The organism is Actinomadura sp. 3N407, from assembly GCF_052245875.1.
In the GTDB taxonomy this organism is placed as follows: domain Bacteria; phylum Actinomycetota; class Actinomycetes; order Streptosporangiales; family Streptosporangiaceae; genus Spirillospora.
The window spans coordinates 55624-81632 of sequence record NZ_JBQQBP010000027.1; the positions used below are offsets into that span (position 1 = coordinate 55624).

The 26009-nt window shown below is 70.1% G+C and carries 28 protein-coding genes; 11 read left to right on the forward strand and 17 right to left on the reverse strand.

All coding sequences use genetic code 11. From position 1 onward, the window contains the following. Nucleotides 1–139 precede the first annotated feature (139 nt). Complete coding sequence (locus ACTWPP_RS40465; RefSeq protein WP_443109773.1) at nucleotides 140–970, reverse strand: class I SAM-dependent methyltransferase; 831 nt, start codon at nucleotides 968–970, stop codon at nucleotides 140–142. Nucleotides 971–1096: 126 nt separating this feature from the next. On the opposite strand from ACTWPP_RS40465, the gene ACTWPP_RS40470 reads away from it, so the two are divergent. Both ACTWPP_RS40470 and ACTWPP_RS40475 read left to right on the forward strand, forming a co-directional pair. Next, the gene (locus tag ACTWPP_RS40470; protein ID WP_443109774.1) at nucleotides 1097–1735 is read left to right on the forward strand and encodes a TetR/AcrR family transcriptional regulator; all 639 of its coding nucleotides are present in this window, start codon (nucleotides 1097–1099) and stop codon (nucleotides 1733–1735) included. Continuing rightward, nucleotides 1725–2846, forward strand: coding sequence for a winged helix DNA-binding domain-containing protein (locus ACTWPP_RS40475; RefSeq protein ID WP_443109775.1), 1122 nt, complete (start codon nucleotides 1725–1727; stop codon nucleotides 2844–2846). Before ACTWPP_RS40470 ends, ACTWPP_RS40475 begins: the two co-directional genes overlap by 11 nt. A 74-nt stretch (nucleotides 2847–2920) precedes the next feature. Here the strand turns inward: ACTWPP_RS40475 and ACTWPP_RS40480 are convergent, their stop codons facing one another. Beyond that, on the reverse strand, nucleotides 2921–3409 hold the full coding sequence (locus ACTWPP_RS40480) for a MarR family winged helix-turn-helix transcriptional regulator (RefSeq protein WP_443109776.1): 489 nt from the start codon (nucleotides 3407–3409) through the stop codon (nucleotides 2921–2923). Between the two features lie 90 nt (nucleotides 3410–3499). Between ACTWPP_RS40480 and ACTWPP_RS40485 the strand changes: the two genes are divergently transcribed. Then, a complete protein-coding gene (locus tag ACTWPP_RS40485) occupies nucleotides 3500–4261 on the forward strand; it encodes a dioxygenase family protein (RefSeq protein WP_443109777.1) in 762 nt (253 codons plus the stop codon). 53 nt (nucleotides 4262–4314) lie between these two features. Here ACTWPP_RS40485 and ACTWPP_RS40490 read toward each other — a convergent pair whose 3' ends face one another. Continuing rightward, nucleotides 4315–5187: an NAD-dependent epimerase/dehydratase family protein gene (locus tag ACTWPP_RS40490; protein ID WP_443109778.1), complete on the reverse strand. Its 873-nt coding sequence runs from the start codon at nucleotides 5185–5187 to the stop codon at nucleotides 4315–4317. Nucleotides 5188–5446: 259 nt separating this feature from the next. Between ACTWPP_RS40490 and ACTWPP_RS40495 the strand changes: the two genes are divergently transcribed. Beyond that, nucleotides 5447–5959, forward strand: a complete 513-nt coding sequence (locus ACTWPP_RS40495; RefSeq protein ID WP_443109779.1) for an O-acetyl-ADP-ribose deacetylase — start codon at nucleotides 5447–5449, stop codon at nucleotides 5957–5959. A 4-nt stretch (nucleotides 5960–5963) separates the two neighbouring features. On the opposite strand, the gene ACTWPP_RS40500 is transcribed toward ACTWPP_RS40495, so the two are convergent. The 3 genes from ACTWPP_RS40500 to ACTWPP_RS40510 all read right to left on the reverse strand — a co-directional run bounded on the left by ACTWPP_RS40500 (nucleotide 5964) and on the right by ACTWPP_RS40510 (nucleotide 9014). Further along, on the reverse strand, nucleotides 5964–6422 hold the full coding sequence (locus ACTWPP_RS40500; RefSeq protein ID WP_443109780.1) for a universal stress protein: 459 nt from the start codon (nucleotides 6420–6422) through the stop codon (nucleotides 5964–5966). Between the two features lie 100 nt (nucleotides 6423–6522). Then, a complete protein-coding gene (locus ACTWPP_RS40505; RefSeq protein ID WP_443109781.1) occupies nucleotides 6523–7311 on the reverse strand; it encodes a TIGR03084 family metal-binding protein in 789 nt (262 codons plus the stop codon). Between the two features lie 50 nt (nucleotides 7312–7361). Further along, on the reverse strand, nucleotides 7362–9014 hold the full coding sequence (locus ACTWPP_RS40510) for an AMP-binding protein (RefSeq protein WP_443109782.1): 1653 nt from the start codon (nucleotides 9012–9014) through the stop codon (nucleotides 7362–7364). A gap of 151 nt (nucleotides 9015–9165) precedes the next feature. On the opposite strand from ACTWPP_RS40510, the gene ACTWPP_RS40515 reads away from it, so the two are divergent. Then, a complete protein-coding gene (locus ACTWPP_RS40515; RefSeq protein WP_443109783.1) occupies nucleotides 9166–10029 on the forward strand; it encodes a class I SAM-dependent methyltransferase in 864 nt (287 codons plus the stop codon). Between the two features lie 4 nt (nucleotides 10030–10033). On the opposite strand, the gene ACTWPP_RS40520 is transcribed toward ACTWPP_RS40515, so the two are convergent. Then, the gene (locus ACTWPP_RS40520) at nucleotides 10034–10792 is read right to left on the reverse strand and encodes an SDR family NAD(P)-dependent oxidoreductase (RefSeq protein WP_443109784.1); all 759 of its coding nucleotides are present in this window, start codon (nucleotides 10790–10792) and stop codon (nucleotides 10034–10036) included. A 135-nt stretch (nucleotides 10793–10927) separates the two neighbouring features. Between ACTWPP_RS40520 and mshA the strand changes: the two genes are divergently transcribed. The 3 genes from mshA to ACTWPP_RS40535 are packed head-to-tail and all read left to right on the forward strand — an operon-like array spanning nucleotide 10928 to nucleotide 13687. Next, nucleotides 10928–12268 carry a D-inositol-3-phosphate glycosyltransferase gene (mshA, locus tag ACTWPP_RS40525; RefSeq protein ID WP_443109785.1) on the forward strand — a complete coding sequence of 447 codons (1341 nt, stop codon included), beginning with the start codon at nucleotides 10928–10930 and terminating at the stop codon, nucleotides 12266–12268. A 52-nt stretch (nucleotides 12269–12320) separates the two neighbouring features. Further along, a complete protein-coding gene (locus ACTWPP_RS40530) occupies nucleotides 12321–12833 on the forward strand; it encodes a YbjN domain-containing protein (protein ID WP_443109786.1) in 513 nt (170 codons plus the stop codon). A 23-nt stretch (nucleotides 12834–12856) separates the two neighbouring features. Further along, nucleotides 12857–13687, forward strand: a complete 831-nt coding sequence (locus ACTWPP_RS40535; protein ID WP_443109787.1) for a phosphoglyceromutase — start codon at nucleotides 12857–12859, stop codon at nucleotides 13685–13687. Nucleotides 13688–13739: 52 nt separating this feature from the next. Here the strand turns inward: ACTWPP_RS40535 and phoU are convergent, their stop codons facing one another. Further along, nucleotides 13740–14399 (reverse strand): phosphate signaling complex protein PhoU, encoded by a 660-nt coding sequence (phoU, locus tag ACTWPP_RS40540; protein WP_443109788.1) that lies wholly within the window; start codon nucleotides 14397–14399, stop codon nucleotides 13740–13742. A 211-nt stretch (nucleotides 14400–14610) separates the two neighbouring features. On the opposite strand from phoU, the gene ACTWPP_RS40545 reads away from it, so the two are divergent. Together ACTWPP_RS40545 and ACTWPP_RS40550 are read left to right on the forward strand one after the other, a co-directional pair. After that, a complete protein-coding gene (locus ACTWPP_RS40545) occupies nucleotides 14611–15963 on the forward strand; it encodes a sensor histidine kinase (protein WP_443109789.1) in 1353 nt (450 codons plus the stop codon). Continuing rightward, nucleotides 15960–16640 carry a winged helix-turn-helix domain-containing protein gene (locus ACTWPP_RS40550; RefSeq protein ID WP_443109790.1) on the forward strand — a complete coding sequence of 227 codons (681 nt, stop codon included), beginning with the start codon at nucleotides 15960–15962 and terminating at the stop codon, nucleotides 16638–16640. The genes ACTWPP_RS40545 and ACTWPP_RS40550 overlap by 4 nt, the downstream gene beginning before the upstream one ends. A 27-nt stretch (nucleotides 16641–16667) precedes the next feature. Here the strand turns inward: ACTWPP_RS40550 and ACTWPP_RS40555 are convergent, their stop codons facing one another. From ACTWPP_RS40555 to ACTWPP_RS40595, 9 genes are all read right to left on the reverse strand, one after another. After that, nucleotides 16668–17717: a tyrosine-type recombinase/integrase gene (locus ACTWPP_RS40555; protein WP_443109791.1), complete on the reverse strand. Its 1050-nt coding sequence runs from the start codon at nucleotides 17715–17717 to the stop codon at nucleotides 16668–16670. Continuing rightward, nucleotides 17717–17932: a helix-turn-helix transcriptional regulator gene (locus tag ACTWPP_RS40560; RefSeq protein WP_443109792.1), complete on the reverse strand. Its 216-nt coding sequence runs from the start codon at nucleotides 17930–17932 to the stop codon at nucleotides 17717–17719. Before ACTWPP_RS40560 ends, ACTWPP_RS40555 begins: the two co-directional genes overlap by 1 nt. Beyond that, a complete protein-coding gene (locus tag ACTWPP_RS40565; RefSeq protein ID WP_443109802.1) occupies nucleotides 17929–19545 on the reverse strand; it encodes a replication initiator in 1617 nt (538 codons plus the stop codon). The genes ACTWPP_RS40560 and ACTWPP_RS40565 overlap by 4 nt, the downstream gene beginning before the upstream one ends. 62 nt (nucleotides 19546–19607) lie before the next feature. Beyond that, entirely contained in the window at nucleotides 19608–21074 is a 1467-nt protein-coding gene (locus ACTWPP_RS40570) for an FtsK/SpoIIIE domain-containing protein (RefSeq protein ID WP_443109793.1), read from the reverse strand. Nucleotides 21075–21152: 78 nt separating this feature from the next. Continuing rightward, nucleotides 21153–21458, reverse strand: a complete 306-nt coding sequence (locus ACTWPP_RS40575) for a hypothetical protein (RefSeq protein ID WP_443109794.1) — start codon at nucleotides 21456–21458, stop codon at nucleotides 21153–21155. Beyond that, entirely contained in the window at nucleotides 21458–21754 is a 297-nt protein-coding gene (locus ACTWPP_RS40580; RefSeq protein WP_443109795.1) for a hypothetical protein, read from the reverse strand. Before ACTWPP_RS40580 ends, ACTWPP_RS40575 begins: the two co-directional genes overlap by 1 nt. Next, nucleotides 21754–22182, reverse strand: coding sequence for a plasmid replication, integration and excision activator (locus tag ACTWPP_RS40585; RefSeq protein WP_443109796.1), 429 nt, complete (start codon nucleotides 22180–22182; stop codon nucleotides 21754–21756). Before ACTWPP_RS40585 ends, ACTWPP_RS40580 begins: the two co-directional genes overlap by 1 nt. A 125-nt stretch (nucleotides 22183–22307) precedes the next feature. Then, nucleotides 22308–22994: a GntR family transcriptional regulator gene (locus ACTWPP_RS40590; RefSeq protein WP_443109798.1), complete on the reverse strand. Its 687-nt coding sequence runs from the start codon at nucleotides 22992–22994 to the stop codon at nucleotides 22308–22310. Nucleotides 22995–23499: 505 nt separating this feature from the next. Then, a complete protein-coding gene (locus ACTWPP_RS40595) occupies nucleotides 23500–24006 on the reverse strand; it encodes an ATP-binding protein (RefSeq protein WP_443109799.1) in 507 nt (168 codons plus the stop codon). 443 nt (nucleotides 24007–24449) lie between these two features. Here ACTWPP_RS40595 and ACTWPP_RS40600 point away from each other — a divergent pair, with 443 nt between their 5' ends. Beyond that, nucleotides 24450–25769, forward strand: a complete 1320-nt coding sequence (locus ACTWPP_RS40600) for a hypothetical protein (RefSeq protein ID WP_443109800.1) — start codon at nucleotides 24450–24452, stop codon at nucleotides 25767–25769. Nucleotides 25770–26009: the final 240 nt, after the last annotated feature.

Consider the following 26009-nt stretch of genomic DNA (forward strand, 5'->3'; position numbering starts at 1 on the left):
CGGTCCGTAGCGCGGCCAGGTCGCGGAACGGCGCGAGGCGCGGCAGCAGCGCCGTGAGGACGCGCGAGTCCAGGCACATGCCCGTCCGGACGTGTCCCGGAAGGGTGTACTCCGTAGCCGCCGAGCACCACGACCCGCCTCATGCCCGCGCCGTCACCAGCCAGGCGGTGCTGCGCAGCCGGACGGCACCGTCCCGCTCGAAGGGGCGCAGCGCCTCCACCAGCGTCCCGACCAGTTCGTCGCTCTCGCCGAAGTTGTAGCGGATCGGCCCCCACGCGGCGAGGAACCGGCCGGCGTCCTCGGCGTCACGTCCCCAGACCTGGTGGGCCTCCACGCGACGGCAGGTCACGTCGTGGAATCCGGCCCCCCCGTCCCCGAGCACCTCGCGGACGCGCTCGGGATCCGACAGCGACAGCGGCCCGTGATGCCCGATCGCGGGCTCCTCCCGCGGCGGGAGCGCGGCGAACACCGTCCCGAGGTCGGTCTCGCCGAGCGGCGTCATGGACAGGAACGCGAGCCTCCCGCCCGCGCGCAGGGCCCGCCGTACGTTGGCGAACGCGGCCACCGGGTCGGCGAAGAACATGATCCCGACCCGGCTCACCGCCACGTCGAAGCCGCCCTCGGCGAAGGGGTGCACCTGCGCGTCGCCCTGTTCGAACGTCACATTCCGGACGCCCTCCTCCTCGGCGAGGGAGCGGGCGCGGGCGAGCATCGGCCCGGACAGGTCCACGCCGGTCGCGCCGCCGAGCCGTGCCCGTCCCGCCGCGAGCCGGGTGATCTGCCCGTTCCCGCAGCCGATGTCGAGGACGCGGTCGCGCGGCCCGATCGCGGCGCCGTCCAGCAGAAACTCGTTGAAGCCGCCGTTGACGGCGTCGTACCGGTCGAAATGACCGGCCCAGTGCTGGCCCTCGTATCCGTTCCATGCCTCGTACTGCGCGACGTTGACGATGCCGGTCCCGACGTCTCCCATGATTCTCCCTCCGCATGAACGCATGTTCATGAACACACGTTCATAATGTGCCGGCGGAGGGGCGAAGTCAAGTCGAGGCGCGGGTCGCTATAGAACGGAATTCTTCGTTCCCTTAGTATGGGGTTCATGGAGACCACGGCACGGGCGCCCATGAGCGGGCGCAAGGCGCAGGCGGCGCGCAACGACGAACTCATCCGGGAGGCGGCGCGGGCGGTGTTCACCGCCGACCCGGGGGCACCGATCTCGGCGGTCGCCGAGCACGCCGGGGTGGGGATCAGCGCGCTGTACCGGCGCTACAAGAGCAAGGAGGACCTGCTCCAGAAGCTCGCCGACGACGGCATGGACCGCTACCTCGCCCAGGTGGAGGCGGCGCTCGACGACGACGCCGACCCCTGGGACGCTTTCGCCGGGTTCATGCGCCGCTGCCTGGACATCGGCGCCGGCTCCCTGACGATGCGGCTCGCCGGGACCTTCGACGTCACCGAGGAGATGAGCCGCAAGGGACAGGAGATCCACCTCGCGACGAAGAGGCTGCTGGAACGCACCCAGGAGGCCGGCGCGCTGCGTCCCGAGATCGAGGTCGGCGACATCTCGGTGATGCTGGAGTACCTGCACGGCATCCGCATCGGCGACGATGAGCGCATGAACCAGCTGCAGCACCGCTATCTGGCCCTGATGCTGGACGCGCTGCACCTGACGGACAGGCAGGAGCTCCCGGGCCCTCCTCCCACCTGGCAGGAACTGCGGGGACGCTATGACGACTGACGTGCCGGTGCTGGGGCGGCGGGAGCTGAACCGGGCGCTGCTGGCGCGCCAGATGCTCCTGGAGCGGCATGCGATGCCCGCGCTGGACGCGATCGAGCATCTGGTCGGCATGCAGTCGCAGGCGCCGAACCCGCCGTACATCGGGCTGTGGAGCCGCCTCGCGGGCTTCGAGTTCGACGAGGTCGGCGGGTTGATGACCGACCGCCGGGCGCTCCGGATCGTCCTCATGCGCGGGACGCTCCACCTGGTCAGCGCCCGTGACGCCCGCGGGTTGCGTCCGCTGACCCAGATGATCCTGGACAACCATCTGAAGACCAGGGTCAGCGAACTCGACGGCATCGACCTTGAGGCCGTCGCCGCCTCGGCACGGGCGCTGCTGGAGGACGAGCCGCGCACCGACAAGGAGCTGCGGGCGCTGCTGGCCGAACGGTGGCCGGACGCGGACACCGCGCTTCTCGGCTGGGCGGTTCGCTGCCGCCTGCCGCTCGTCCAGGTCCCGCCGCGCGGCATCTGGGGCGCGTCGGGGATGGCCCGGCACACGACCCTCGACGCGTGGCTCGATGGGCCGGCGGTGCCCGACCCGTCCGTGGACGAGATGGTGCTGCGCTACCTGGCCGCGTTCGGCCCGTCGAGCGTCCAGGACGTCCAGCACTGGTCGGGCCTGACGCGGCTCGGTGAGGTCGTCGAGCGGCTCCTGCCCAAACTCCTCGTGTTCCAGGACGAGAAGGGCCGCAAGCTGTACGACGTGCCCGAGGCGCCGCGTCCCGGTCCCGACACCCCGGCGCCTGTCCGGTTCGTCCCAGATTTCGATAACCTGCTGCTGTCCCACGCGGACCGGGCCCGCATCATCACCGAGGAGCACCGCAAGCGGATCTTCACCGTCAACGGGATCATCCGGGCGACGTTCCTCGTGGACGGCTTCGTCCACGGCATGTGGAAGATCGAGAAGAAGCGCGGTGAGGCGACGCTGCGGATCGATCCGTTCGCCCCGGTCCCGGCGCCGGAGCGCGCCGCGCTGGAGGACGAGGGCATGCGCCTGCTCGCCGCCGCCCACCCCGACGCGAAATCGCACAGGATCGAGTTCGGCGCCCCCCAGAAGGACTCCGGGTAGCGCAGAACGGCCAGAACACGGCGATCGCGGCGTTCGTCCATTCCTTCGCCATCAGGGCCGGTGGCTCCGGCGCGTCAGCCGAGGTCGCGGGCGCAGGGGGCCTCGTGGTCGGGGTCCAGGGCGTCGAGGAGGGCGCGGAGGGCGGCGCGGAACTCCAGCGTCTGCTCGCGGCTCAGGGGGTCGAACAGGCGGCGCCTGACCTCGGCGACATGGCCGGGGGCGGCCTCGGCGAGGACGGCGTAGCCCTCGTCGGTCAGTTCGGCGATCGTGGTGCGGCGGTCGGTGGCGTGCTTGGCCCGGCGTACCCAGCCCGCCTCCTCCAGCCGGTTGACGGCGTGGGAGAGGCGGCTCGGGGACGAGTGGACGATCTCGGCCAGTTCGGTCATGGTCAGGGCGCGTCCCGGGGACTCCGACAGCATCGCCAGGATCATGTAGTAGGTGTGCGGCATCCCCGAGTCGCGCTGCAGCTGGCGGTCGAGGGCCTCGTTGAGCAGGCGCGACGTCCACAGGAAGGCGCGCCAGGTCTCCTGCTCGTCGGCGTTGAGCCATCGTGTGTCCGTCATGGCTCCAGCCTACCCAAACAGTTGAGCACTCAAGACTTGAATGTTCAACTAATTGGGAGTAGGTTGAATCATCAAGTAAAGGGGGATGACATGACCCGGATGCCCGTTCTCTACCTCAGCCACGGAGCGCCGCCGCTGGCCGACGACCCCGTCTGGACCGAGGAACTGGCCCGCTGGTCCGCCGGCCTGCCGAAGCCGGAGGCGATCCTGATGGTGTCCGCGCACTGGGAGAAAGCGCCGCTGAGCATCGGCGCGACCCGCCGGGTGCCGCTCGTGTACGACTTCCGGGGCTTTCCCGAGCGCTACTACAAGGTCCGCTATGACGCGCCCGGTGCCCCCGAACTCGCCGACGAGGTGCGCAAACTCATTCCCGACGTCCACCAGGACGAGACGCGGGGGCTGGACCACGGTGCCTATGTGCCGCTGGTGGAGATGTATCCCGGCGCCGACGTCCCCGTGTTGCAGATGTCCATGCCCACCCTGGAGCCATCGCGGCTCTTCGAGGTCGGACGGGAGCTTGCGCCCCTGCGCGACCAAGGCGTCCTCATCGTGGGGAGCGGTTTCACGACGCACAACCTGCGTAAGCTGCGGCCCGGACCCGGCGCCGTGCCGCCCGCGTGGTCGGTGGAGTTCGACGAGTGGACGGAGAAGGCCGTGGCGGGCGGCGACATCGACACCCTGCTCGACTTCCGTGCCAAGGCCCCGGCGGCCCGCATCGCCCACCCGAGGACGGAGCACTTCGCGCCCCTGTTCATGGCGCTCGGCGCCGACGCGGATGCGCCGTCGGGACGCCGGTCCGTCATCGACGGCTACTGGTTCGGGCTGGCGAAGCGCTCGTTCCAGTTCGGCTGACCTGTTCAGAGGTCGATTGTCACGTTCCGCCGGAAACGTCCTCTGTCGGGGTGTCAGTCGACCCGGGCGGCGCCGTTCATCGCCGCGGAGCCGTCCATCTGGGAGAAGCCCGTGCGCCAGGACGCGACCTGCGGCTTCCAGCCGAGGCTCAGCGCCCTGGCGTTCGACACCGGACGGCCCGTCGTCGCGGCGTGCTTCCCGGCGCTGCCCGGCGTCGGCGCACCGAGCGCCGCGCTGTAGACCGGCAGCCAGTCGGCCGTCGTCGCCGGCTCGTCGTCGACGACGTTGACCGCGCCGGCCGGCCAGTCGAGCGCCGCCAGCGCCGCGGACGCGGCGTCGTCGGCGTGCACGAACGACGTCCACGCGGGCGCCAGGCGCAGGCTGCCCGCCCGCACCCGCTCGGCGATCGCACCGTCCGGCGCGTACCACGTCCCGGGCCCGTAGAGCGCCCCGTACCGCAGCACGACACCGCGCGGCATCTCCGCGACCGCGTTCTCGAGCGCCGCGACGCCCTCGTACGGCGGCAGCGACGTGTCGAGCGGGTCGGTCTCCACGGCGGGCGTGTCCCCGGGCAGGTACAGCCACGCGATGCTCTGCGCGATCATGATCTCGACGTCCGCGGTCAGGGCGGCCTCGACCAGGTTGCGGGTGCCCTCGATCCGCAGATGCGAGTTGGCCGCGAAGTCCTCGTCGCTGAGATCGGTGAGCTGGTGGATCACCGCGTCCGGCCGCTCGGCCGTGACGGCCTTGCGCAGGGCGGCGGCGTCGAGGGCGTCCACAACGACCGGCGTGGCGCCGAGGTCGCGCAGCATCCCGGCGCGGCCGGGGCGGCGTGTCGTCCCTGCGACCTCATGGCCCGCCTGGACGAGCAGCGGGATCAGCCGGCGACCGACGACTCCGGTCGCTCCGGCGAGGAGAATCTTCAAGGGGGTACCTCCACGACTTTCACGCCTTTGTGGTCGTCTCGACGGCAGGATAGGCAGTCACTCTTTCAGTGGTCACGTCCGGCCTTCCGCATCGAACCCCCGCATCCCGGCCGGACGACTTCGGACGAGTCGCACCGCCCCCGGAGCCCCGTCCGCCATGAGCGTACCGCCGGGAACCGCCCGCACGCGTTTCGCGACCGGCCCGGGAGAGAATTCTTCTCCTCTGATGGGGTTCGGTCACAGCGAAGGAACGGCGGACATGAAGATCACACTCGTGCGGGGCGACATCACCGAGCAGGAGGTCGGCGCGGTCGTGAACGCGGCCAACTCCTCCCTCCTGGGCGGCGGCGGGGTGGACGGCGCGATCCACCGCAAAGGTGGCCCGGAAATTCTGGACGAATGCCGCAAACTACGCGCGTCCCACTACGGCGGCGGCCTCCCGACCGGCCAGGCGGTCGCGACCACCGCCGGCCGGCTGCCCGCCGAATGGGTCATCCACACCGTCGGCCCGGTCTACTCCGCGTCCGAGGACCGCACCGCCCAACTCGCCTCCTGCTACCGCGAATCCCTGCGGGTCGCCGACGAACTCGGCGTCGACTCCATCGCCTTCCCGGCCGTGTCCGCGGGCATCTACGGCTGGCCCATGGACGACGCCGCCCGCATCGCGATCGGCACCGTCCGCTCCACACCGACGAAGGTCACCGACGCCCGCTTCGTCCTGTTCACCTCCGATGCCTACGACGCCTTCGAACGCGTCATCGGCATGCCGTAGGCGGTCAGTCCTCCTTCGGGGACGGCACGACGAGCGTCGGACGCCGGACGTGATGAAGAACACGCGTCGAGACGCTGCCCAGGATCACCGACCGGGCGCCCGCCAGGCCACGCGACCCGGTGACGATCAGTGACGCGTTCAACTCGTCCGCGACGTCCACGATGGCGGCCCAGACCGGCCCGGCCCCGCGTTCGGCCCGCGTCGTCACCTCGGTCAGCCCGGCGGCGAGCGCGAGGTCGGCCCCGTGCCGCGCGAGCCGCTCGGCCTGCTTCTCCTCCTCGTACTCGTCACTCTCCCGCCAGGCGGCCACCGGCGTCGCCGCGAGCGGCGCCCAGCTGATCTGCGCCAGCAGCGGCTCCCACACGGTCATGACCACGGCCGGCTCCGGCCTGACATGGCGCGCCGCGTACTCGACCGCGGCCTGCGCGTCATCGGATCCGTCATAGGCAATGAGAATCGTCATACCGGGAGACATCTCCTGGACCGCCCCCGCTGAACGCGAACGCCCTGTGAAGTGCGCGAACTCACCCGAGCGGCGCGCCCGTCTCCATGGGCGTTCGGGGTCACGCCGCCGCGGGGGAGCGGCCGGGGCCCGGCGGGCCGGCGAACGCCTGGGCGATGTCCAGCCAGCGGTCGGCGTCCGCGCCGGCGGCGGTGAGGGCGAGGTCGTCGCGGTGGCGGCGCTGGGTGGCCAGGTGGCAGAAGTCGAGCGCCGGACCGGTGACCGACTGCGCCGCGTCCGGCGGACCCCACGTCCACTCCTCCCCGGCCGGGCCCTTCAGGACGACGCGGAACTCCCCGGCGGGCGGCTCCAGGCCGCGGTTGCGGAACGCGAAGTCGCGGGTCCGGACGCCGATGTGGGCGACGTGCCGGAGCCGGTGCGTGGGTTCGCGCCGTTCGCCGAGCGCGTCGGCCACGTCCTCGCCGTGCGCCCATGTCTCCATGAGCCGCGCCGTCGCCATGGACGCCGGGCTCATCGGCGGCCCGAACCAGGGGAGGCGCGTCCCCGCCGGGACGGCGGCCAGGGCGCCGACCATGCGGCGGCGCCCGTCCCGCCAGCGGGCGAGGAGGCGGGCGGGGTCTTCGGCGGCGCCCTCCTCGGCTCCGGCCTCGACGTAGCCGCCGGGATCGGACATGGCGCGCTCGACGAGCTTCGTGAACGCGTCCGCGTCGGTGGCCGCGATGACGGCCTGGCCGTCCGTCCAGGCGAGGTGGGCGATCTGGTGCGCGATCGTCCAGCCCTCGGCCGGGGTCGGGTCGGCCCAGCGGGCGGCGGGCAGCGGTGCGACGAGGGCGTCGGCGGAGTCGCCCTCGGCGGCCAGGTCGGCGAGGAGGCTGTGCAGGTCCGGCATGCCGTCAGGATCTCGCGGGACGGTGGCGTCCGTCCAGAACGGAATTTCGTTCAGTCGAGGAGGGCGCGGGCGGCGGCGTAGTCGGCCTTGCCGTTGGGCAGGCGCAGGTCGCGGCCGGTCCGGACGAACGCCTTGGGGATCTTGTAGCGGGCCAGGAGCCCGGCACAGCCCCCGCGCAGCTCCTCGTCGCCGGGTGCCCCGGCGGGACGGACCACCGCGACGATCTCCGTCCCCCAGCGTTCGCTCGGACGGCCGACCACCAGCGCGTCCTCGACGCCGGGCAGCCCCCGCAGGACGTTCTCGACCTCCTCCGCGAACACCTTCTCCCCGCCCGTGTTGATCGTCGTCGCCTCCCGCCCGTGGACCTCGACGGACCCGTCCGCGAGGAACCGCGCCCGGTCGCCCGGCACGGCCAGCCGCTCGCCGTCCACCGTGAGGAACGTGGACGCGGTCTTCACCGGGTCGCCGAGGTAACCGAGGGGGATCGAGCCGCCGCCCTTGGCCAGCCAGCCCATCTCGTCCTCGCCCGGCGCGAGGCGGCGCGACCGGTCGGCGCTGAGCACGGCCGTCCCCTGGGCCGGCATGAACGTCCGCGCGGACGAGCCGTTGCGGGCGACCTGGAAACCCGACTCCGACGATCCGAGGATGTCCACGAGCCGGGAGTGCGGGAGGAGGTCGAGGAGCCGCCGCTTGACGGCCGGGCTGATGGCCGCCGCCGAGTTGACGAACGTCCGCAGCGAGCCGAGGTCGTGGTCGCGCGCCTCCAGCGCCTCGACGATCGGGCGGGCGAACGCGTCCCCCACCAGCGGCATCCGGGTGACGCGTTCCCGCTCCGCCGTGGCCATCAGGTCGGCGGCGTCCAGCCCGTCCACCCGGTCGGGGAAGATCACGCACGCGCCGCCGCACCAGCCGCCCAGCGACGACCACGTCCCCGCGCCGTGCATGAGCGGCGGGCCGACGAGCACGCGGTGATCGCTGCGGACGGCCTTCCCGACGGCCTCGCCGAGGTCGGTGACCGGGGTGCCGTCGCGGTGCCGCATCCCCAGCGGGCCGAGCATCAGGTCGCCGATCCGCCACAGCACGCCCTTCGGCATCCCGGTCGTCCCGCCGGTGTAGAGGATGTGCAGGTCACCGGCCTCGGGACGCACGTCGCCGAGGCGCTCGGCGGACGCCTGCGCGAGCGCCTCCTCGTAGTCGAGCGCGCCGGGCAGGAGTTCCTCGCCGGACTCGTCCGCCACCTGGAGCAGCAGCGGGGGCCGGTCGAGCCGCTTGACCACCCGTCCGATCACCGGCGCGAACCGGGCGTGGTAGATCACGCCCGCCGGGCGGGCGTCCCCGAAGAGGTGGGCCAGCTCGTCGTCCACGTACCGGTAGTTGACGTTGAACGGCGCGAGCCGGGCCTTGTGCGCGCCGACCAGGCCCTCCAGGTACTCCGGCCCGTTGTGCAGGTAGAGGGCGAGGTGATCGTGGGGCGACTCCCACGGGTCGGCCGTCCGCCCGCCGTGCGTGCCGTTCCCGTGCGTGCCGTTCCCGTGCGTGCCGTTCCCGTGCAGGCCGAGCCCGTTCCCGTGCAGGACGTTCGCCAGCCGCCGTGTCCGCTCTGACACCTCGCGCCAGGTCATCCGGCGGTCGCGCCAGACCAGGCATTCACGGTCGGGGACGGCGGCGGCGATGGCCTCGTGCAGGGTCGCCAGGTCGAGCATCGGCACTCCTCGGGGGACGGTGTCGACAGCACCGTAACCCTATACTTACCGAATCTCATTCGGCGGGGTCGGGTGGTGGTGAACGTACGAGGCATCGGCGACGAGACGGAAGAATTACCCAGTGCCCCCAGTCAGGAAGCCGCGGGGGGAGGTGACCCGCGGCACGACCGCCCCCAACCGCCTGCGCCGCGTGGATCGCTGGACGACCGCCACCCAGACCGGATCGCTGCGCTCGGCCCCGGCGCGCGGGGCCCCGCCGGGCCCGGACGCCGCACCGCTGGCCGTCGACCTCGGCTACGGCGCCTCCCCGATAACGACGCTCGAGCTCTACACCCGGCTCCGCGCCGTCTCGCCGCGCCTGGAGGTCGCCGGCATCGAGATAGACCCCGGCCGGGTCGCCGCCGGGCTCGCCTTCCTCGCCGCCCTCAAGGCGTCCGACGGCGGACGGGACGCGGAGTCCCGCGACAGCGGCCCCTACGACGGCCTGACGTTCCTGCGCGGCGGCTTCGAACTGCCGGTCGAGCGCCCGCCCGTCCTGATCAGGGCGTTCAACGTCCTGCGGCAGTACGACGAGCCCGCGGCCTGGCGCGCCTGGGACGAGCTGTGCGCCCGCCTCGACCCGTCCGGCGTCCTCGTCGAGGGAACGTGCGACGAGATCGGACGCCGCGCGGTCTGGGTGACGCTCACCCCGGACGGCCCGAGGACGATCACGTTCGCGGCCCACCTGCCGACGCTCGACCGCCCGTCCGCCCTGGCGGAGCGGCTCCCGAAGACGCTGATCCACCGCAATGTCCCCGGCGAGCCCGTGCACGACGTCCTCGCGGCGTTCGACCGCTGCTGGGCGGCCGCCGCCCCGCACTCGGCGTTCGGGCCGCGCGCCCGCTGGATCGAGGCGGTGACGCTGCTCGCCCGGACCCATCCCGTCCTCGCCCGTCCGCCCTACGGCGGCAGGCGCCGCTGGCGCTTCGGCGAACTGACCCTCCCCTGGACGGCCGTCGCGCCCCGCGCCGGCTGAGCGGCTACTCGCGGTGCAGCTTGTGGGGGGCGGCCTGGACGCGCGGCTGGACGTCGATGCGGTCGATGTTGACGTGCGGGGGGCGGGTGACGGCCCAGGCCACGCAGTCGGCGACGTCCTCGGCGACCAGCGGTTCCGGGACGCCCTCGTACGGCTTGGCGGCCTTCTCCTCGTCCCCGTGGAACCGGACCAGCGAGAACTCCTCCGTCTTCACCAGCCCGGGGGCGACCTCGGTGATGCGGACGGGTTCGGCGACCAGTTCCAGCCGCATCACGTCGTTCACCGCGTAGGCGGCGTACTTGGCCGCGTTGTAGCCGCCGCCGCCCTCGTACGGGACGTGCGCGGCGAGCGAGGTGATGTTGACGACGTGCCCGGCGCCGCTCTCGATCAGCTTGGGCAGCAGCGCCTTGGTGACGCGCACGAGCCCGAGGACGTTGGTGTCGTACATCGCCTGCCACTCGCCCAGGTCCGCGGCGGCGACGGGGTCGAGGCCGATGGCGCCGCCGGCGTTGTTGACCAGCACGTGGCAGCCGTCGATCGCGGCCGCGAGGGCGTCCACCGACTCCTGCGAGGTGACGTCCAGCTTGATCGGGACGACCTTGCCGGCGCCCGGCACGCTCTCGGTGATCTCCTTGGCGAGGGCGTCCAGCCGGTCCCGGCGCCGCGCGGCGAGCACGACGTTGAATCCCTCCGCCGCCAGGCGCCTGGCCGTGGCGGCCCCGATCCCGCTGCTTGCTCCGGTCACTACCGCGGTCTTACGCATGAGCCCTAGCTTTCCAGGCCCGGAGGGGCGGGTTGCCGGTGAGGTCGGTCACTGTGTCGGGAAGTGACGGTTGTGCCCCTAACTGAGGGAACACCCAACGCGGTCGGTAGGTTGCACTACCGGAGGTGGTGTCCGGTGTCGCGTCGTATCAACCGGGTTGCGACGGTCAGTGTTCATACTTCCCCTCTTGATCAACCGGGTACCGGTGACGCCGGCGGCATGAACGTCTACATCGTCGAGGTGGCCAAGCGCCTCGCCGCCCGAGGCGTCGAGGTCGACATCTTCACCCGCGCGACCTGCCGCGCCATGCCCCCCGTCGTCGAACTGGCGCCGGGCGTCCTGGTCCGCAACGTCATCGCCGGGCCGTTCGAGGAACTGGACAAGACCGAACTTCCCCGACATCTATGCGGCTTCACCTCCGGTGTCCTGCGAGCCGAGGCGGCCCACGACCCCGGCCACTACGACCTCCTCCACACCCACTACTGGCTGTCCGGCCAGGCGGGCTGGGCGGCGAAGGAGCGCTGGGGCGTTCCGCTCGTCCACTCCATGCACACCATGGCCAAAGTGAAGAACGCGGCCCTCGCGGACGGCGACAAGGCCGAACCGGCAGAGCGCGTCCTGGGCGAGGAACAGGTCGTCGCGTCGTCCGACCAGCTCGTCGCCAACACCGCCAAGGAAGCCCGCGAACTCGTCGACCTGTACGGCGCCGACGCCTCCCGTGTCGCGACCGTCAGCCCCGGCGTCGACCTCTCCCTTTTCCGCCCCGAATCGCCCCTCCTCGCCCGCGGTGCCGGGCTGCTCCCGCACCGGACCGGCCCCGCCCGCCGCCGCCTCGGCCTGCCCCGCGACGCGTACGTGCTGCTGTTCGTCGGCCGCATCCAGCCGCTCAAGGCGCCCGACGTCCTGCTCCGCGCCGTCGCCCGCATGCTCGCCGACGACCCGTCCCTGCGCACCCGGCTCGTCGTCGCCGTCGTCGGGGGCCCGAGCGGCTCCGGACGATGCCGCCCCGAGGGCCTGCAGAACCTCGCGGCCGAACTCGGCATCAGCGACGTCATGCGCTTCGAACCGCCGAGCCCGCAGCAGGAGCTGGCCGACTGGTACCGGGCCGCGGACGTCACCGTCGTACCGTCCCACAGCGAGTCGTTCGGCCTCGTCGCCGTCGAGTCCCAGGCCTGCGGGACACCCGTCGTCGCGTCCCGCGTCGGCGGCCTCTGCACGGCCGTCGCCGACGGCGACTCCGGCATCCTGATCTCCGGCCACGATCCCGCCGACTACGCCGCCGTCCTGCGCCGCCTGCACGCCCGGCCCGGCCTGCACGCCCGGTTCTCCCGCGGCGCCGTCCGGCACGCGCACGGCTTCGGATGGGACGCCACGGTCGACAACCTCCTCGATGTGTACAGCGGCGCCGTGTATACCGGTGCCATGTCGATACCGGCCGTCCGGGCCGCATCCATCACCGCGGAGGTCACAGCATGAGCGGAGCGAACCGAGGTGCGCGAGGGCGGGCGGGCGTGAACGGGAGGCGGTCGTGAGCCACGTCGAGACCATCAGGGAGACCCTCAAGGCCGCCGAGCTGGAGTTCGACGAACCCCGCGAGAACGCGTTCTTCGTCAAACTCCCCGGGCAGCACAAGCTCGCCACCATGACCTGGCTGATCGTCGGCGAGCACAGCCTGCACGTCGAGGCGTTCTTCTGCCGCCGCCCCGACGAGAACCACGCCGAGTTCTACCGCTTCCTCCTGGAGAAGAACGGCCGCATGTACGGGGTCGCCTTCGCCTTGGACGACGTCGGCGACGTCCACCTCGTCGGGAGGGTTCCCCTGGAGTCGGTGTCCCCGGACGAGATCGACCGTCTTCTCGGCTGCGTCCTCACCTACTCCGACGAGAACTTCGACAAGGCCCTCGAACGCGGGTTCAAGACGTCCATCCAGCGCGAATGGGACTGGCGCGTCAAACGCGGCGAAAGCCTCGCCAACCTCCAGGCGTTCGCCTCCTTCGCCGACCCCGCCAACCGTGACCCCGCCGACGGCCGGCGACCCTGACAGGGCCGATAGGCTCTGATGTCATGGCGACCCTGGTATTGCTCCGGCATGGCGAAAGCGTCTGGAACGCGGAAGGGCTGTTCACCGGCTGGGTGGACGTCGACCTGTCCGCGAAGGGCGAGGGTGAGGCGACCAAGGGCGGCGACCTGCTGCTCGACGCCGACATCACCCCCGACGTGGTGCACACCTCCCTGCTGAAGCGGGCCATCCGCACCGCCAACATCGCCTTGGACGTGGCCGACCTCCTCTGGATCCCCGTCAAGCGCTCCTGGCGTCTCAACGAGCGCCACTACGGCGCCCTCCAGGGCAAGAACAAGGCGCAGACGCGCGAGGAATTCGGCGAAGAGCAGTTCATGACCTGGCGGCGCTCCTATGACACCCCGCCGCCCCCCATCAAGGACGACGACCCGCTCTCCCAGGTGAACGACCTCCGCTACGCCGAGCTCCCCTCCGAACTGATCCCGCGCTCGGAGTGCCTCGCCGACGTCGTCGACCGCTTCCTGCCGTACTGGTACGACGCGATCGTCCCCGACCTGGCCGCCGGCAAGACCGTCCTGGTCGCCGCCCACGGCAACTCCCTCCGCGGCATGGTCAAGCACCTGGACGGCCTCACCGACGAGCAGGTCGTCGGCCTCAACATCCCCACCGGCATCCCGCTCGTCTACGAGCTCGACGACGACTTCTCCCCGCTCAAGCGCGGCGGCGAGTACCTCGACCCGGCCGCCGCCAAGGCCGCCATCGAGGCCGTCAAGAACCAGGGCTCCGCGAAGAAGGACGGCTCCAAGGCCGCCCCCGCCCCGGCCCCGAAGGACGCCAAGTCCAAGGCCAAGCCGAGGCGCGGCAGGAGGAAGTAGCCGGGTGAGGGGCCGCCCGGAGCGGGTGGCCCCTCCTCACGCGGGCGGCGCGTCAGAGGTCGGTGATCTCTTCGGGGCGCTGGCCCGTGACCAGGTAGACGACGTTCTCCGCCACGTGGACGGCGTGGTCGGCGAAGCGTTCGAAATAGCGGCCGGCGAGGGTGATGTCGACCGCGGGTTCGACGCCGTGCTTCCACTTGGGTGACAGGAGGATGTCGAAGAGCCGGCGGTGGAGGCGGTCCATCTGGTCGTCGTCGGCGTCCAGTTCCAGGCCCATCTCGACGTCCTGCGACGCGATGACGCTGCCCGCCTTGGCGATCATGCGCTCGGCGATCTGCCCCATCTCGAGGACGGTGGCCTGCAGCTCGGGCGGGACGGCGGACTCGGGGTGCCGCCGCCGGGCGGTCTTGGCGATGTGGACGGCGAGGTCGCCCATGCGTTCGAGGTCGCCGCTCATCCGCAGCGTGGTGATGAGGGTGCGCAGGTCGCCGGCCACGGGCTGCTGCCGGGCCATGAGGTCGAAGACGACCTCCTCGATCTGCGCGTCGATCTTGTTGACGTGCTCGTCCCCGCTGATGACCTCCTCGGACAGGCGCAGGTCGGCGTCCAGGAGCGCGGTCACCGCGCGGGCCATCGCGGAGCGGACGAGGCGGGTCATCTCCACCAGCCGGTCGGCGAGGGAGTCGAGCTCCTCGTGATAGGCGTCGCGCAATTCAGAATCCTTCGTAGGAATGGGGCGAAACGGGCGAGGTTCGGGGGTGTCTCCGGGGGCGGTCCGGGGCTTCGGACGGACTCGCCCACGCCACAGCCTGCCTTGCCGGCATGAACGGGCCTGGATAGGAAGGTGAACTTTCGGGGAACGAGATCGCCGTGACCAGTGCCTCCGGGTGGGAGGGGTCCGGATGCCGCTTACGATCCGTGGTGTGGAGGTCGAAATCATCGCGATCCTGACGGGGCTTGCCGGGCTCGCGATCGGGCTCGCCACTGGATTGGCGGTGCGAGTGAGCGAGCGGGCCGAGCAGACGGCGATTCCGGTGGCGCCGGTGGGCGGTCTGCCGCCGGGCGTCGCCTCGGTGCTCAGCGTCCTGCGGTCGTCGGCCGTCGTGGTGGACGGCGAGGACCGCGTCCTGCGCGCCAGTTCGGCCGCGCGGGCGTTCGGCATGGTCAGCGGCGACCGGCTCGTGGTGGACGAGGTGCTGGCGATGGCCCGGCTCGTCCGGCGGGACGGGGAGATCCGCGAAGCCGAGATCCAGGTCGGGCCGACGAGTGTGCGGAGCCGCGCCGACGGACGCTGGTTCGCGGTGCGGGTGGCCCCGCTCGGGTCGCACGGACTCGTCCTCGTGCTGGCCGAGGACCTGACCGACATGCACCGCACCGAGGCGATCCGCCGCGACTTCGTGGCGAACGTCAGCCACGAGCTCAAGACGCCCGTGGGCGCGTTGTCGCTGCTCGCGGAGACGGTCGAGAACGCCGCCGACGACCCCGAGGCGATCCGCCGGTTCGCGGGCCGGATGCAGTACGAGTCGGTGCGGCTGACCAACCTCGTCCAGGACCTGATGACGCTGTCGCGCGTCCAGGGGGACGAGCCGCTCCCGGACCTGCGTCCCGTCACGCTCGACGAGGTGACCGCCGAGGCGCTGGAGCGCTGCCAGTTCAAGGCGTCCGCCAAGGACATCGAGCTGACCGTCGGCGGCGAGGACGGCCTGCGGGTCCGCGGGGACCAGGAACTCCTCGTCACCGCGCTCCGCAACCTGGTCGACAACGCCGTCGCGTACAGCCCGGAGAACACCCGCGTCGTCGTCGCGACCCGGATGTGCGACGACCGGCATGTCGAGGTCAACGTGACCGACCAGGGCATCGGCATCCCGGACGGCGAGGTGGAGCGGATCTTCGAGCGTTTCTACCGTGTCGATCCTGCCCGGTCCCGCCAGACCGGCGGCACCGGCCTCGGGCTCGCCATCGTCAAGCACGTCACCAGCAAGCACGGCGGGGACGTGACCGTGTGGAGCAAGGAGGGCCACGGGTCGACGTTCACGATCCGGCTGCCGCTGCTCGACGCCGCCGTCCCGCCGCGTCCCGCCGGCGCGGACGCGAACGGAGACCCCGCGGACGGACAGGTCGCCGCGGCGAGAGGAGACACGGCGGGGAAAGCGGCGGAAACGAGGAACGGCGCGGCCGCCGGGAGAGACGCGGACGTGAGAAGGGACGCGGACGCGGCGGAAGACGCGGACGTAGAGGAAGACACACAGAACACCGCCCGGGAGGCAACACCGTGACCCGCGTGCTCGTCGTGGAAGACGAAGAGTCGTTCAGCGACGCATTGTCGTACAACCTGCGCAAGGAGGGCTTCGAGGTGGCCGTCGCCGCCACGGGCCCGGACGCGCTGGACATCTTCGAGCGCAACGGTGCCGACCTCGTGCTGCTCGACCTGATGCTCCCCGGACTTCCCGGCACGGAGGTGTGCCGGGAGCTGCGCGCCAAGTCCAGCGTGCCCGTCATCATGCTGACCGCCAAGGACAGCGAGGTCGACAAGGTCGTCGGACTGGAGCTCGGCGCCGACGACTACGTCACCAAGCCGTTCTCCACGCGCGAGCTGGTCGCCAGGATGCGGGCCGTCCTGCGCCGCCAGGGCGAGGTCGAGGAGCTGTCGCCCGCGACGCTGGAGGCCGGTCCCGTCCGGATGGACGTCGAACGGCACGTGGTCAGCGTCGCCGGTGAACCCGTCCAGCTTCCGCTCAAGGAGTTCGAGCTGCTGGAGGTGCTGCTGCGCAACGCCGGCCGCGTCCTGACCCGGATGCAGCTGATCGACCGCGTGTGGGGCGCCGACTACGTCGGGGACACCAAGACGCTGGACGTGCACATCAAGCGCCTCCGCGCCAAGATCGAGGAGGTCCCGTCCACGCCGCGCTACATCGTCACGGTCCGCGGCCTGGGCTACAAGTTCGAGCCCTGACAGACCCGCTGTGACCTGCATGTTCTCTCACCGCCCCAGGTCTGAGGGCACATGCAGGGCACTAGCGTTCTCGATCTTGCCTTCCGAGGCGAAGAACGCATCCATGGCCGTGCGTGCGCGGTCAGCGGCATCCGGAAGCAGATGCGCATACGTCCGGAGCGTGAAGCCGGGGTCAGCGTGCCCGAGGTACTCGGCCACGGTCCGGATGTCGACGCCCGCGGCGAGCCAGGCAGACGCCGCCGTGTGGCGAAGGACATGCATGCCGTTCTCGGGGGTCTCCGGGACACCAACGGCCCTGCGGACCCGTTGCCACACGTAGTTGAAGACGCCCCCGTAGTGGGGTTGGCCACTAGGCCGAGTGAAGATCAGTCGCGCCGTATGGGGCGGTCCGTCCGGAGACTCCACCTGGTCAAGCGTCCACGGCACGACCTTCTTTTTCGGTACGCGGGGAGGCTTGACCGAACTCGCTTTGGTGGGGTTCCTGTCGACCAAGCCGTCTTCCATGGCGGCGATGAAGATCGTTGAGAGCGTGTCGAAGATGCGCTTGATGTAGCCGGGTGACAGCCCCTTGAGCTCCAAGCTCTTGATCCATTGCTGTACCAGACTGGGACGCGCCGCCAAGAGCGACATGGGCTGATTGGCGATCACGCTGGGGTCGCCCGTAGGCCGCCGGCTCTTGCCCTGGCCCGGACGAGGCTGCACGTCGATGATGTGGGCAAGACGCTTATCGACGTTCCATAGGGTGTTCGGGTCGCCGGTCAGGCCGCTACGCCAACGCTTCGCGAAGTCCCCCAAGAGGATCTTGCCGCGCGCAGGGTCAACGTACGTCCCGGCATCCAGAGCCGCCCGAATCTTGGCGTCGAAGGCATCGGCGCAGGTGTTCGGGTCCTTGCCTGCCTTCTTCGCGAAGTTGCTTTTGCGCTGCTTGCCGGTCTCGTCACGCCAGCGGACTTGCCAGCGGTCACCCTTACCGTGGTCGACGCTGGGGCACTGCTTGTGCTCACGGCATGGCGGTATTGGCTTGCCCTGTTCGTCGGTACGAGGCTTGGCCGTGTGCCACCGATCGTAGACAGCCATTACGCGGCCTCCTGCTGCTGGCGGAACCAGGCGAGGACATCGGCGGGCAGGTAGCGAAGGTGACGCCCTACCTTGGCCGCTTTGGGTCCCGTACCGAGGTAGCGCCACTGATGAAGCGTGGCCACCGGGACGCCGAGGAATCGAGATACCTCCTGTGGAGTCCACGTCCGATCGACCGGCAGCTTCAACACCTCTGCCTTTGGTGCCCCGTTCACGCCGCCTCCGCAGTTGCCGAAAGTTCGGATGAGGTCGCTTGGTCGAGTTGCTTCCGTCGTTGGACGCGTTCGTTGATCAGCAGCAAGAGCCGTTGTTCTGCTGGCTTGACGTCCGGGTCGCCAGGTCCGGCGCGTTCCCAGACGTGGACGGCGTTGGGATCTGCCGGGTTGGTGACGGGGACTCCGGCTTCAGCCAGCCGCGCGAGGACCCAGGCTTTGCGGTCGGCTTTGTGGTCGGCGAGGGTCTTGCCGGACCATTTGCGGGAGACCAGGACGCGGCGGCCGCCGTAGCCGAGGTGTTCACGGCGGTGTGCCTTGCCCTTGCAGAAGCCCGGGGTCATCCCTTGCCGCGGATTCTTGGGCTGGACGCCGTAGCGCAGCCAGTTCGCACACGTCGGTGAGCACGGCTCATAGCGGAGGGTCTCGGCCATCCGGTCGACGTGCTCACGCTGCGCGCCGGTTTCGGCGTTGTGGCATTCGGCGACGCCCTTGACGAGGTACTTGGTCAGGTAGCCGATCAGCTTTCGGGACTTCGGGGAGTCGGCCATCACGCCTTGGGCGTCGATCTGCCGCCCGAACCGCAGCACGTGCAGGGGTTCGGCATCCTCGGCCTCCCCGAGGGCGTCTAGGGCTTCATCCCAGGTGAGCAGGACCTCACCGGTTGCCTGGTCGAGGTAGCCGCCGTTCTCGCCCGCAACGTCGTCCCAGACCGGCAGGTGATCCCCGGAGAAGACGACGCGGTCGGTCGGAGGCCACCACACCTGGTGGTACGTCGCGGCTACCACTTGCCGCAGCTCAGCCCGCGAAATCGTCCCGCGAATGGCCATGTGCAGGTGGGGAGCGAGCCGCTTTTGTGGTTCGACGGTGGCGAAGTACTGCACGTCGTGGCCGACGAAGCGGCGCAGGTTCTGCACGAACCGGTCGATGAGCTTGGAGAAGTGCAACGCGTCCCGCGCGGCCCGCGTGTAGTCGTACGTGGCCGGGTCGACGGGGGTTCCGTCCGAGCGCACCCGCCCGTAGGAGTCCAACGTCAGGGTCAGGAAGATCGAGGGCCGGAACGTCTTGCCGTCACGGCCGCGGAACACCTTGCCCACGGTGCGGGAGTCGACCGGACGCCGGGGAAGGTCCGGCGCATCCTGCCGCCTACGGGTCGACCGAGAGCGCCGGCCCTTGCTTTCCTCACCGGTCTTGAGGGCACCCCGCACGCCCGACCGTTCGAGCTCATTGTCGAGGTCACGCACAACCGCGTCCCAGAACTCGGAGTCTTCGCCGTCCGCCGTACCGTCCTCGGCCGCACGGTCACGGGCCGCCGCCGCTTGTGCCCGCAGTTGCATCCAGGCGCGTTGCTCGTCATCGGGGTCAGCGCGCGTGATCTGAGGTTCGGTGTCCAGGTGCCAGCCCTGGTTGCACTGGACGGCCCGTAGCTTGCGCTTGCGTTCGGCGCACGAGGGGCACACCGAGGCCAGGGTGTGCCCGCAGGGGACGTAGACGACCTCGGCCGCGCCCGTGTTCAGGTCGACCCGCCGCATGGGCACCGGCCGGATACAGACGCCGTGTTCGACCGCCACCGCTTCCAGCACCCCGCGCGCCAGCGGAGCCAGCGTCTTGACCACCGGTTCCGGTGCAGGTTCGGGCGGGGAGGCGTCGACCTCCGAGCCGTCGAGGGTGGGTTGCCTCACGCCGCCCCCTCGATGTCGAGGCCAGGGCAGCCGAGCGCAACCATCGCCCGGATATCGGCGTCGGAGACGTAGGCGGCCCGCACCCGCACCGGATCCGGACTCGTCTCCAGCCGGACGAACCCCACGCCCGCGCCGATCTCGGGGATGGAGGAGATTTGGTCGGCCAGGGCCCCACGGTCGCGGGCACCGTCGCCGAGCACCATGTCGACCTGTTCGTCTTCGTCCAGGCGCAGCGCGATCCGGTCGGGGAACAGGTTGCGCAGGTTGTTGACCTCTTTGCGGGCGTCCTGCTGCGCACCGATCACGCAGTACCCCACCGACCGGCCCTGTGTGGTGAGCACGGCAAGCGCGGACTCGGCGCGCTTTCGCAGGTCGCGTTCGGGGCAGTAGGCGGTCAGGAACGCCAGCTCATCCACCACGATCACCCGGAACGGGAACTCATGCGAGGGCGTGAACGAGCGCGTCAGACCGGCGAAGCGTTCGGCGCGTGCGTTCATGTCCTCGGCCGCCGCTTCCAACAGGTCGACCATGCCGCCCTTGGGGTCGTCGCTGTAGCGCCCGTACCGTTCGAACAGCGCCCGCCCAAAGCTCAGTTCCATGCGCTTGGGGTCGATGGCCCACACCTCCACCAGCCCGCCGAGCAGGAGCGGCAGCAGCGCGCGAATGGTCGACCAGATGACCGAGCCCTTGCCGGACCCCGTCGCCCCCGCGATGAGCACGTGGGTTCCCAGGAGACGGAGCCGCCAGGGTGAGCCGTCCTCGGCCCGTCCAACCGGCAGCCCGGACAGATCAACGTCGCAGGCGTCCGGGACGGGCAGCGCCGCAATCGGTTCGGCGAGGGCATCACGGCGGACGAACTCCAACCAGATACGTCCCGGACGGTCCCCGTTCCGGACGCGGACGAGGGACGCGCCGAAGCCGTGCGCCAGGTTGACCGCCACCCGCTCCCACGCGTCGGGAGCCTGCCCCTTGAGCATGCGGACCAGGACCCGATCCGACGTCGGGCCGCACCGGACCCGCACCAGCGAGGGAAGATACTCCCGCCCCTTGTGCACCTTGGTCAGCCCGGCCGTGACCAGGACCGGTTGCCAGTCGCGCCGGTAGACGAACACCAGCCGCCACCAGGACCGGGCCGGACGGACCACCCAGCGGACGAAGGACGGACGGTCCACCCCCGCCCACACACCCAGGACGACGAAGACGAGGGCCAGGGCCAGGACGGGGACCGTCCACCCGAACCGGTAGCCGAGCCAGCCGAGCCCCGCCGCAGCCGAGACGGGGACGATGTTGCGGACCAGGAACACCACGGTCCGGACCAGGAAGCGGACGGCGTTGACGATCAGCACCAGGCCCTCGGGCATGTGCCACACTGGAGGAGCCCACTTGGGGGCCGCGAACGGGTCTCGTTGGGTTTCGACCGCGACGTTTTCGCCGGGTCCGAGCTTGCGGAACTCCCATGCCATGATGGGTCACCTCTTCACTAGCTGTTGGGGAGAGAAGAGGGGCGGCCGGAGGTACCAGCTCCAGCCGCCCCACCTAGATCAGGCCGCTGTGTCCTCTGCGGAGTCGGAAGCGCAGTTCTCGACGTGGAGCCGCTCCACCTCGGCCGCGTAGGCCGCGAACGACTCGGCGAGCTTGCGCGCGACCCGGACGTCTTCGGCGGTCGGTGCCGTGGCCCTGGTCGGAGCGATGATCACGTGGGCGTAGGCGTGCGTGATCGAGATCTGCGCCCGGTTCTTGCCGCGCGGGTACAGCACCGACACCCGCTCGTCCGGGTGCATGCTCACAGATGTCAGCGCCGTCCCGTCCGGCTCCACCTGCACCGTGGTGTAGCTGTAGGCACCCATCACGCAGCCCTCCCCTTGCCCGAGGACCGCCCCGACGAGGACCGGCGGCCGGACGCGGAGCCACGGCCGGAGCGGTACAGCCGTTCGACCTCCACCGCGTACGCCGCCGCCTGTTCGGCCAGGCTCCGCGCGAACTCGACATCCGAGGCGCCGAGCCGTTCGGGAAGGGTGAGGGTGACCAGCACCCGACCGGCCGAGACGGTGAACAGCGGAGTACGCGCCCGGAACGCGCGGAACTCGGTTGAGGCCGCGCCGTCGATGGGCAGCGACAGCGCCGACATGCGCCCGCCCGCCATCAGGCAGCGTCCTTAGCCGCCGCGCCGTCCTTGCCCGAGGTACGGGACGAGCCGCCCCGGGAGTTGGCCGGGCGCACCGCCGCCGCCTTGAGCGAGTAGGCCAGGCGGCCGGTGCCGCTGTTGACGTACGGCGTCACGCACAGGCCGTCGAACTCGACCGGCACGAACGGGAACCCCGCCGGAGCCTCCGGCATGATCGGCTGCACCGGTGCCATCAGCTTGACCTTGAACGTGCCCTTGGACTCGGCGTCGGCGTCCAGGACCTCGACGGCCCAGACCAGTTCGCCGGTGTCCTTGTCGCGCGCCTGGACGAAGTTCTCGCGGGTCGACCGGTCGAAGTCGCGCACCGGTTCGACACCGCCCTTGATGTACGCGCCGTAGGGGAACACGTCCCCGAACGCGACCTTGAACGGACCTTGCACCGCCATGGCAATTGCTCCCTGTCGATCGATCCTTCTGACGACAACTCGGTCTGTCGAGTTGCTGTACCGACAGACTATGCGACAGAGGTGGATCTACAAGGGATGCAAGACGACTTATCGAGTGATCTGGGTCACAGTCCGTAGGACTCTTCGAGCACGTGAAGCGATCCGGGTAGAGCGACCTCTACGACCAAGACCGTCCGCCCCGTGGAGTCGACCACCGAGCCCAGCACCGACAGCACGGGTTCTCCCTCCGCCAAGTCGAGGGACTCCCGCTCTTGGTCAGTAGGACGCCGAGCTTGCATGCGTTCATCAACGCGGGTCAGTCGGTCCCTGGCCGACGCGGTCAAGAGCTGGCGGACGGGAACCGTCAACGGCCCCTCTTGGTCCAGGCCCGAGGCCCGTGCGACATCAAGCGGAGTCCACAGCGAGACAAGCTCACTGGCGATGGAGTCGTACAGCCCCACGTACCGCCGCAGGTGGACAGGTGCCGATTCGGCCAGGCCAAGCAGCATCGCAACCGCACTCGGCGCAGAAGCACGACCGATCTCTACCGTCCTGATAGAGGTAGCGGTTTCCTGGCGATCCAGGACGGTCAGACCGGGCCGGCTGTTGCGCGCCCCGGACGAGGGAGCCGCCTTAACGAAGGTGCCCCGCCCGTGCTCACGATGCAGTTCGCCCAAGAGTTGCATCTCGTTCAAGGCACGGACCACCGTGGGACGTGACGCCCCGAACTCTCGCCCAAGCGCCGACTCGGAGGGAATCGGCGCGTTGACGGGATAGGTCCCGTCCTTGATCCGAGCGCGAAGCGTCTCCATGATCTGGACATACTTCGGAGCGTACGAAGCGTGATCTGACACGAGGTCCTGCCAACAGCTCGACAACACGAGTACCACCAGCAAAGCAGACGTCAGACGGTGCTGTCACGGCATCACCGGTTCCCGAGCTGGGACTTCTTCACCTCGTCCCTCAGCCACACCGGGAGCCCACGCCGAAAACCGCACGCTTCGACCCACCCGACACGCGCCAGGTCACCCCCGATCTGGGCCCCCGGCGCGAACTCGCAGCGATCAACTACGGTGCACCGGGGGCCCAGCCCAACCCTGTTGACGCAGGCCCGCGATTTCCCCTTGGACAGGTCCCCACACAACCGTGTGCGTATTCGGGCCTTGGATTCTCCTGGACGGCCGTGAACTGTGGTGTTTGGGGCCGTGGAGTGACTTTGACGCCGGGTTGAGTTGGTTGCCGCCCGCCCTGCGGGCGATTGGGGGACCCACCAGGCCGGGGGGAACCGGTGGGACGCGCACCGCAGGGCGGGGCCGTCTACTGAATGGCGGCCGGTGCCGTGGGCCTGCGCACGTGCGGCAGAGGCCCGACCACCGGGCGGCCCACCGCCCGCGCAGCGGAGAGCATGAACGCGTAATCGACCGCGATGCGCGCCCAGACGACTTTTCCCGCCGCCAGGCTGCACCATCCCCAGCCGCCGGACGCGAACGCCTGAACGAGGATCAGGCCACGCCCGCACTCGGCGCCGTCACGCGGCGATTGCAGCGTGGGGTGTCCGGGGTGCCCGTCCCACACGCACAGCTCTATGCCAGCGTCGATCCGGCTCACCCAAGCGCGGATCATGTCACCAGCGCAGAGCGTTGCAGCGTTCCCCGCAAGCTCACCCATGATCTGGCAGGCGTCGGTCGCGTAGGCCGACAGCCCCCACCCGTCGAGGGACTCACGCACCAAGGCACGGGTCAGATACACGCTGTCGGGACAGGCTTTCGTCAACGTCTGCGCACGCTGATGCGCCGATCTATCCATCAAGGCTGTTGCGGTCATCGGAAGTTGCCTCTCTGCCGACTGGCGTCATCGCGCCGCGGCTTCCCGTCTGTGTGCCGGTAGGCGACGGCCGCCCGTACACGCCGTCAGACCCGCCGTATTCACGCCACCTCGGCCCGGCGATCCCCACGGCACATGGCGCAGGGTTCCCGCAGTCGTTCCGGTCCACGTCCGGAGCCGCGACGCGCGACCAGCAGGTCAACCCGGGACGACACCCAGGACCAACCCCGCCCGTTGCACGAGGAGCAGGGGATCTCACGAGTCGGCTCGTTCTCTCCCGGACGGAGGATCACCAGTCATGCCTCCCAAGGCCGCATGATCAATGACGTACGGTGTTGCCTGTCACAGAGACAACCAGTCACCACGTTCAGTCAGCACCGCCAACCAGTCCCCTTTTCCGCCCCCAACCAGCCCCTTTCCGTCCCCCTTCGAGGCAAGGCCGGATGCCCGACACGATCCCCAACGCGCAACTCACCGCATGGCGCGAGGCGAAGTACTCCACCCGCGCCGACATGGCCGAGGCGATCAACCACACGCCCACGGCGATCGCGAACGGGTTGGTCTGTGACGAGGAACGACTTCGCCGTTGGGAACGGGGCGAAGTGCGCTGGCCGCACCCGCCGTACCGGAAAGCACTTCAAGAGCTGACCGGCCGGACGGCTGAACAACTCGGCTTCATCCCGCCGGCGAAGCAGAAAGAGCGCAGCCGTTCGCGCACGGGGATCATGTCTCCCGCTCCAACAGAGGTAGAGCCCGACCGCGTCGACGCAGCCGAGCTGGCGCGTACGGCCGAGATCGTCCGCCTAACTCAGTGGGTAACCGCGAGCGACACCAACGAAGAGGCGATCGCGCGGCTTGCACGATCAACGACGTCACTCGCGAAATCCCACACGCGAGTTCCCGCGAAAAGACTGCTCCGCGAAGTAGTCCAACTACATCGCCGTACGCAGGAACTCTTGGAAGGCGGACGCCACCGGCCCCGCCACACGCGGGAGCTACTCAGGATCGATTCAGATCTTCTTGCGCACGCTGCTGTGATCTTCGGAGACGTCGATCTCGACGCCGTCGCCGAGGAATACGCCGCTGCCGCGCTCATGCTCGCTCAGGAGGCCGGAGCAAGCGAGTCGTTCGCGTGGTACGCCCAGGCCAAGACGGCACGCTGGCAGAACCGCTTCATCGAGGCAGCCGACCTTGCCCGGCAGGGCTTTGAGGCCAGTGCACCCAGCCCAATGAAGACCCAACTTGCCTGGTACGAGGCCAATGCCGCCGTTCTACTGGGGGACAAGACCAGGGCACGCGAGGCCGTGGACCGCGCCGAGCGATCCGCCGAGGCCACCCACGACACCCCCTCTGATCTATCGGTGTGGTCGTTCCCGACCGAGCGCCAAGCCCTGTTCTCTCTGTCGGTGGCCATGCGAACCGGTGATCTTGACGGCGCGCTACAAGCAGCCGAGATGGCAGACAGCGCATGGGCCGCAGGTACCCCGATCTCGCCCGCGAACTGGGCTCAAATACGCGTCGGCACCGGAGTCGCCCACCTCCTGAGGGGTGACCTGGAGGGCACCGCCGAGGAACTGACCAAGCTTCTGACGCTGGACCCCGGAATGCGTCTTACGACCGTCACGCGCTACCTGGCAGACCTGCACCGCCGACTCGCCGGACCGCGTTTCCAAGGCAGTCCGCTCGCCGTCCAGCTCAGACAGCAGATCCGCGATTTCAACGCCGCTGCCCTGACAGATGATCCAGATATGGAGAGCCCATGAGTCCACTGCCCGCGCATATGACCGACCGATGGCGGAACCGCGCGGAACCCGGACCAGGCCAAGGGACGTGCTACTGGCACATCCTCATGGGCGACCACCCCGAAGCGCGGGAACTGAGGTGCCCCGGATCTTCCGGACAGGGCCCCAACTAGAGTTGGGGAGAGAACCGGAAAGGAAGGCCGTTGGCACGACAGAGGCGGCATTTCACCCAGGAGCACAAGGACGAGATCGTCCGCATGG

Bases quoted from the DNA above. Each gene is read 5' to 3' on its own strand.
- ACTWPP_RS40465 (WP_443109773.1), bottom strand. From the start codon at position 970: ATGGGAGACGTCGGGACCGGCATCGTCAACGTCGCGCAGTACGAGGCA.
- ACTWPP_RS40480 (WP_443109776.1), bottom strand. From the start codon at position 3,409: ATGACGGACACACGATGGCTCAACGCCGACGAGCAGGAGACCTGGCGC.
- ACTWPP_RS40585 (WP_443109796.1), bottom strand. From the start codon at position 22,182: ATGGCGGTGCAAGGTCCGTTCAAGGTCGCGTTCGGGGACGTGTTCCCC.
- ACTWPP_RS40575 (WP_443109794.1), bottom strand. From the start codon at position 21,458: ATGGGTGCCTACAGCTACACCACGGTGCAGGTGGAGCCGGACGGGACG.
- ACTWPP_RS40570 (WP_443109793.1), bottom strand. From the start codon at position 21,074: ATGGCATGGGAGTTCCGCAAGCTCGGACCCGGCGAAAACGTCGCGGTC.
- ACTWPP_RS40475 (WP_443109775.1), top strand. From the start codon at position 1,725: ATGACGACTGACGTGCCGGTGCTGGGGCGGCGGGAGCTGAACCGGGCG.
- ACTWPP_RS40590 (WP_443109798.1), bottom strand. From the start codon at position 22,994: ATGGAGACGCTTCGCGCTCGGATCAAGGACGGGACCTATCCCGTCAAC.
- ACTWPP_RS40555 (WP_443109791.1), bottom strand. From the start codon at position 17,717: ATGGCTGTCTACGATCGGTGGCACACGGCCAAGCCTCGTACCGACGAA.
- ACTWPP_RS40535 (WP_443109787.1), top strand. From the start codon at position 12,857: ATGGCGACCCTGGTATTGCTCCGGCATGGCGAAAGCGTCTGGAACGCG.
- ACTWPP_RS40500 (WP_443109780.1), bottom strand. From the start codon at position 6,422: ATGACGATTCTCATTGCCTATGACGGATCCGATGACGCGCAGGCCGCG.
- ACTWPP_RS40505 (WP_443109781.1), bottom strand. From the start codon at position 7,311: ATGCCGGACCTGCACAGCCTCCTCGCCGACCTGGCCGCCGAGGGCGAC.
- ACTWPP_RS40580 (WP_443109795.1), bottom strand. From the start codon at position 21,754: ATGGCGGGCGGGCGCATGTCGGCGCTGTCGCTGCCCATCGACGGCGCG.
- ACTWPP_RS40510 (WP_443109782.1), bottom strand. From the start codon at position 9,014: ATGCTCGACCTGGCGACCCTGCACGAGGCCATCGCCGCCGCCGTCCCC.
- ACTWPP_RS40520 (WP_443109784.1), bottom strand. From the start codon at position 10,792: ATGCGTAAGACCGCGGTAGTGACCGGAGCAAGCAGCGGGATCGGGGCC.
- ACTWPP_RS40485 (WP_443109777.1), top strand. From the start codon at position 3,500: ATGACCCGGATGCCCGTTCTCTACCTCAGCCACGGAGCGCCGCCGCTG.
- ACTWPP_RS40495 (WP_443109779.1), top strand. From the start codon at position 5,447: ATGAAGATCACACTCGTGCGGGGCGACATCACCGAGCAGGAGGTCGGC.
- ACTWPP_RS40595 (WP_443109799.1), bottom strand. From the start codon at position 24,006: ATGACCGCAACAGCCTTGATGGATAGATCGGCGCATCAGCGTGCGCAG.
- ACTWPP_RS40470 (WP_443109774.1), top strand. From the start codon at position 1,097: ATGGAGACCACGGCACGGGCGCCCATGAGCGGGCGCAAGGCGCAGGCG.
- ACTWPP_RS40600 (WP_443109800.1), top strand. From the start codon at position 24,450: ATGCCCGACACGATCCCCAACGCGCAACTCACCGCATGGCGCGAGGCG.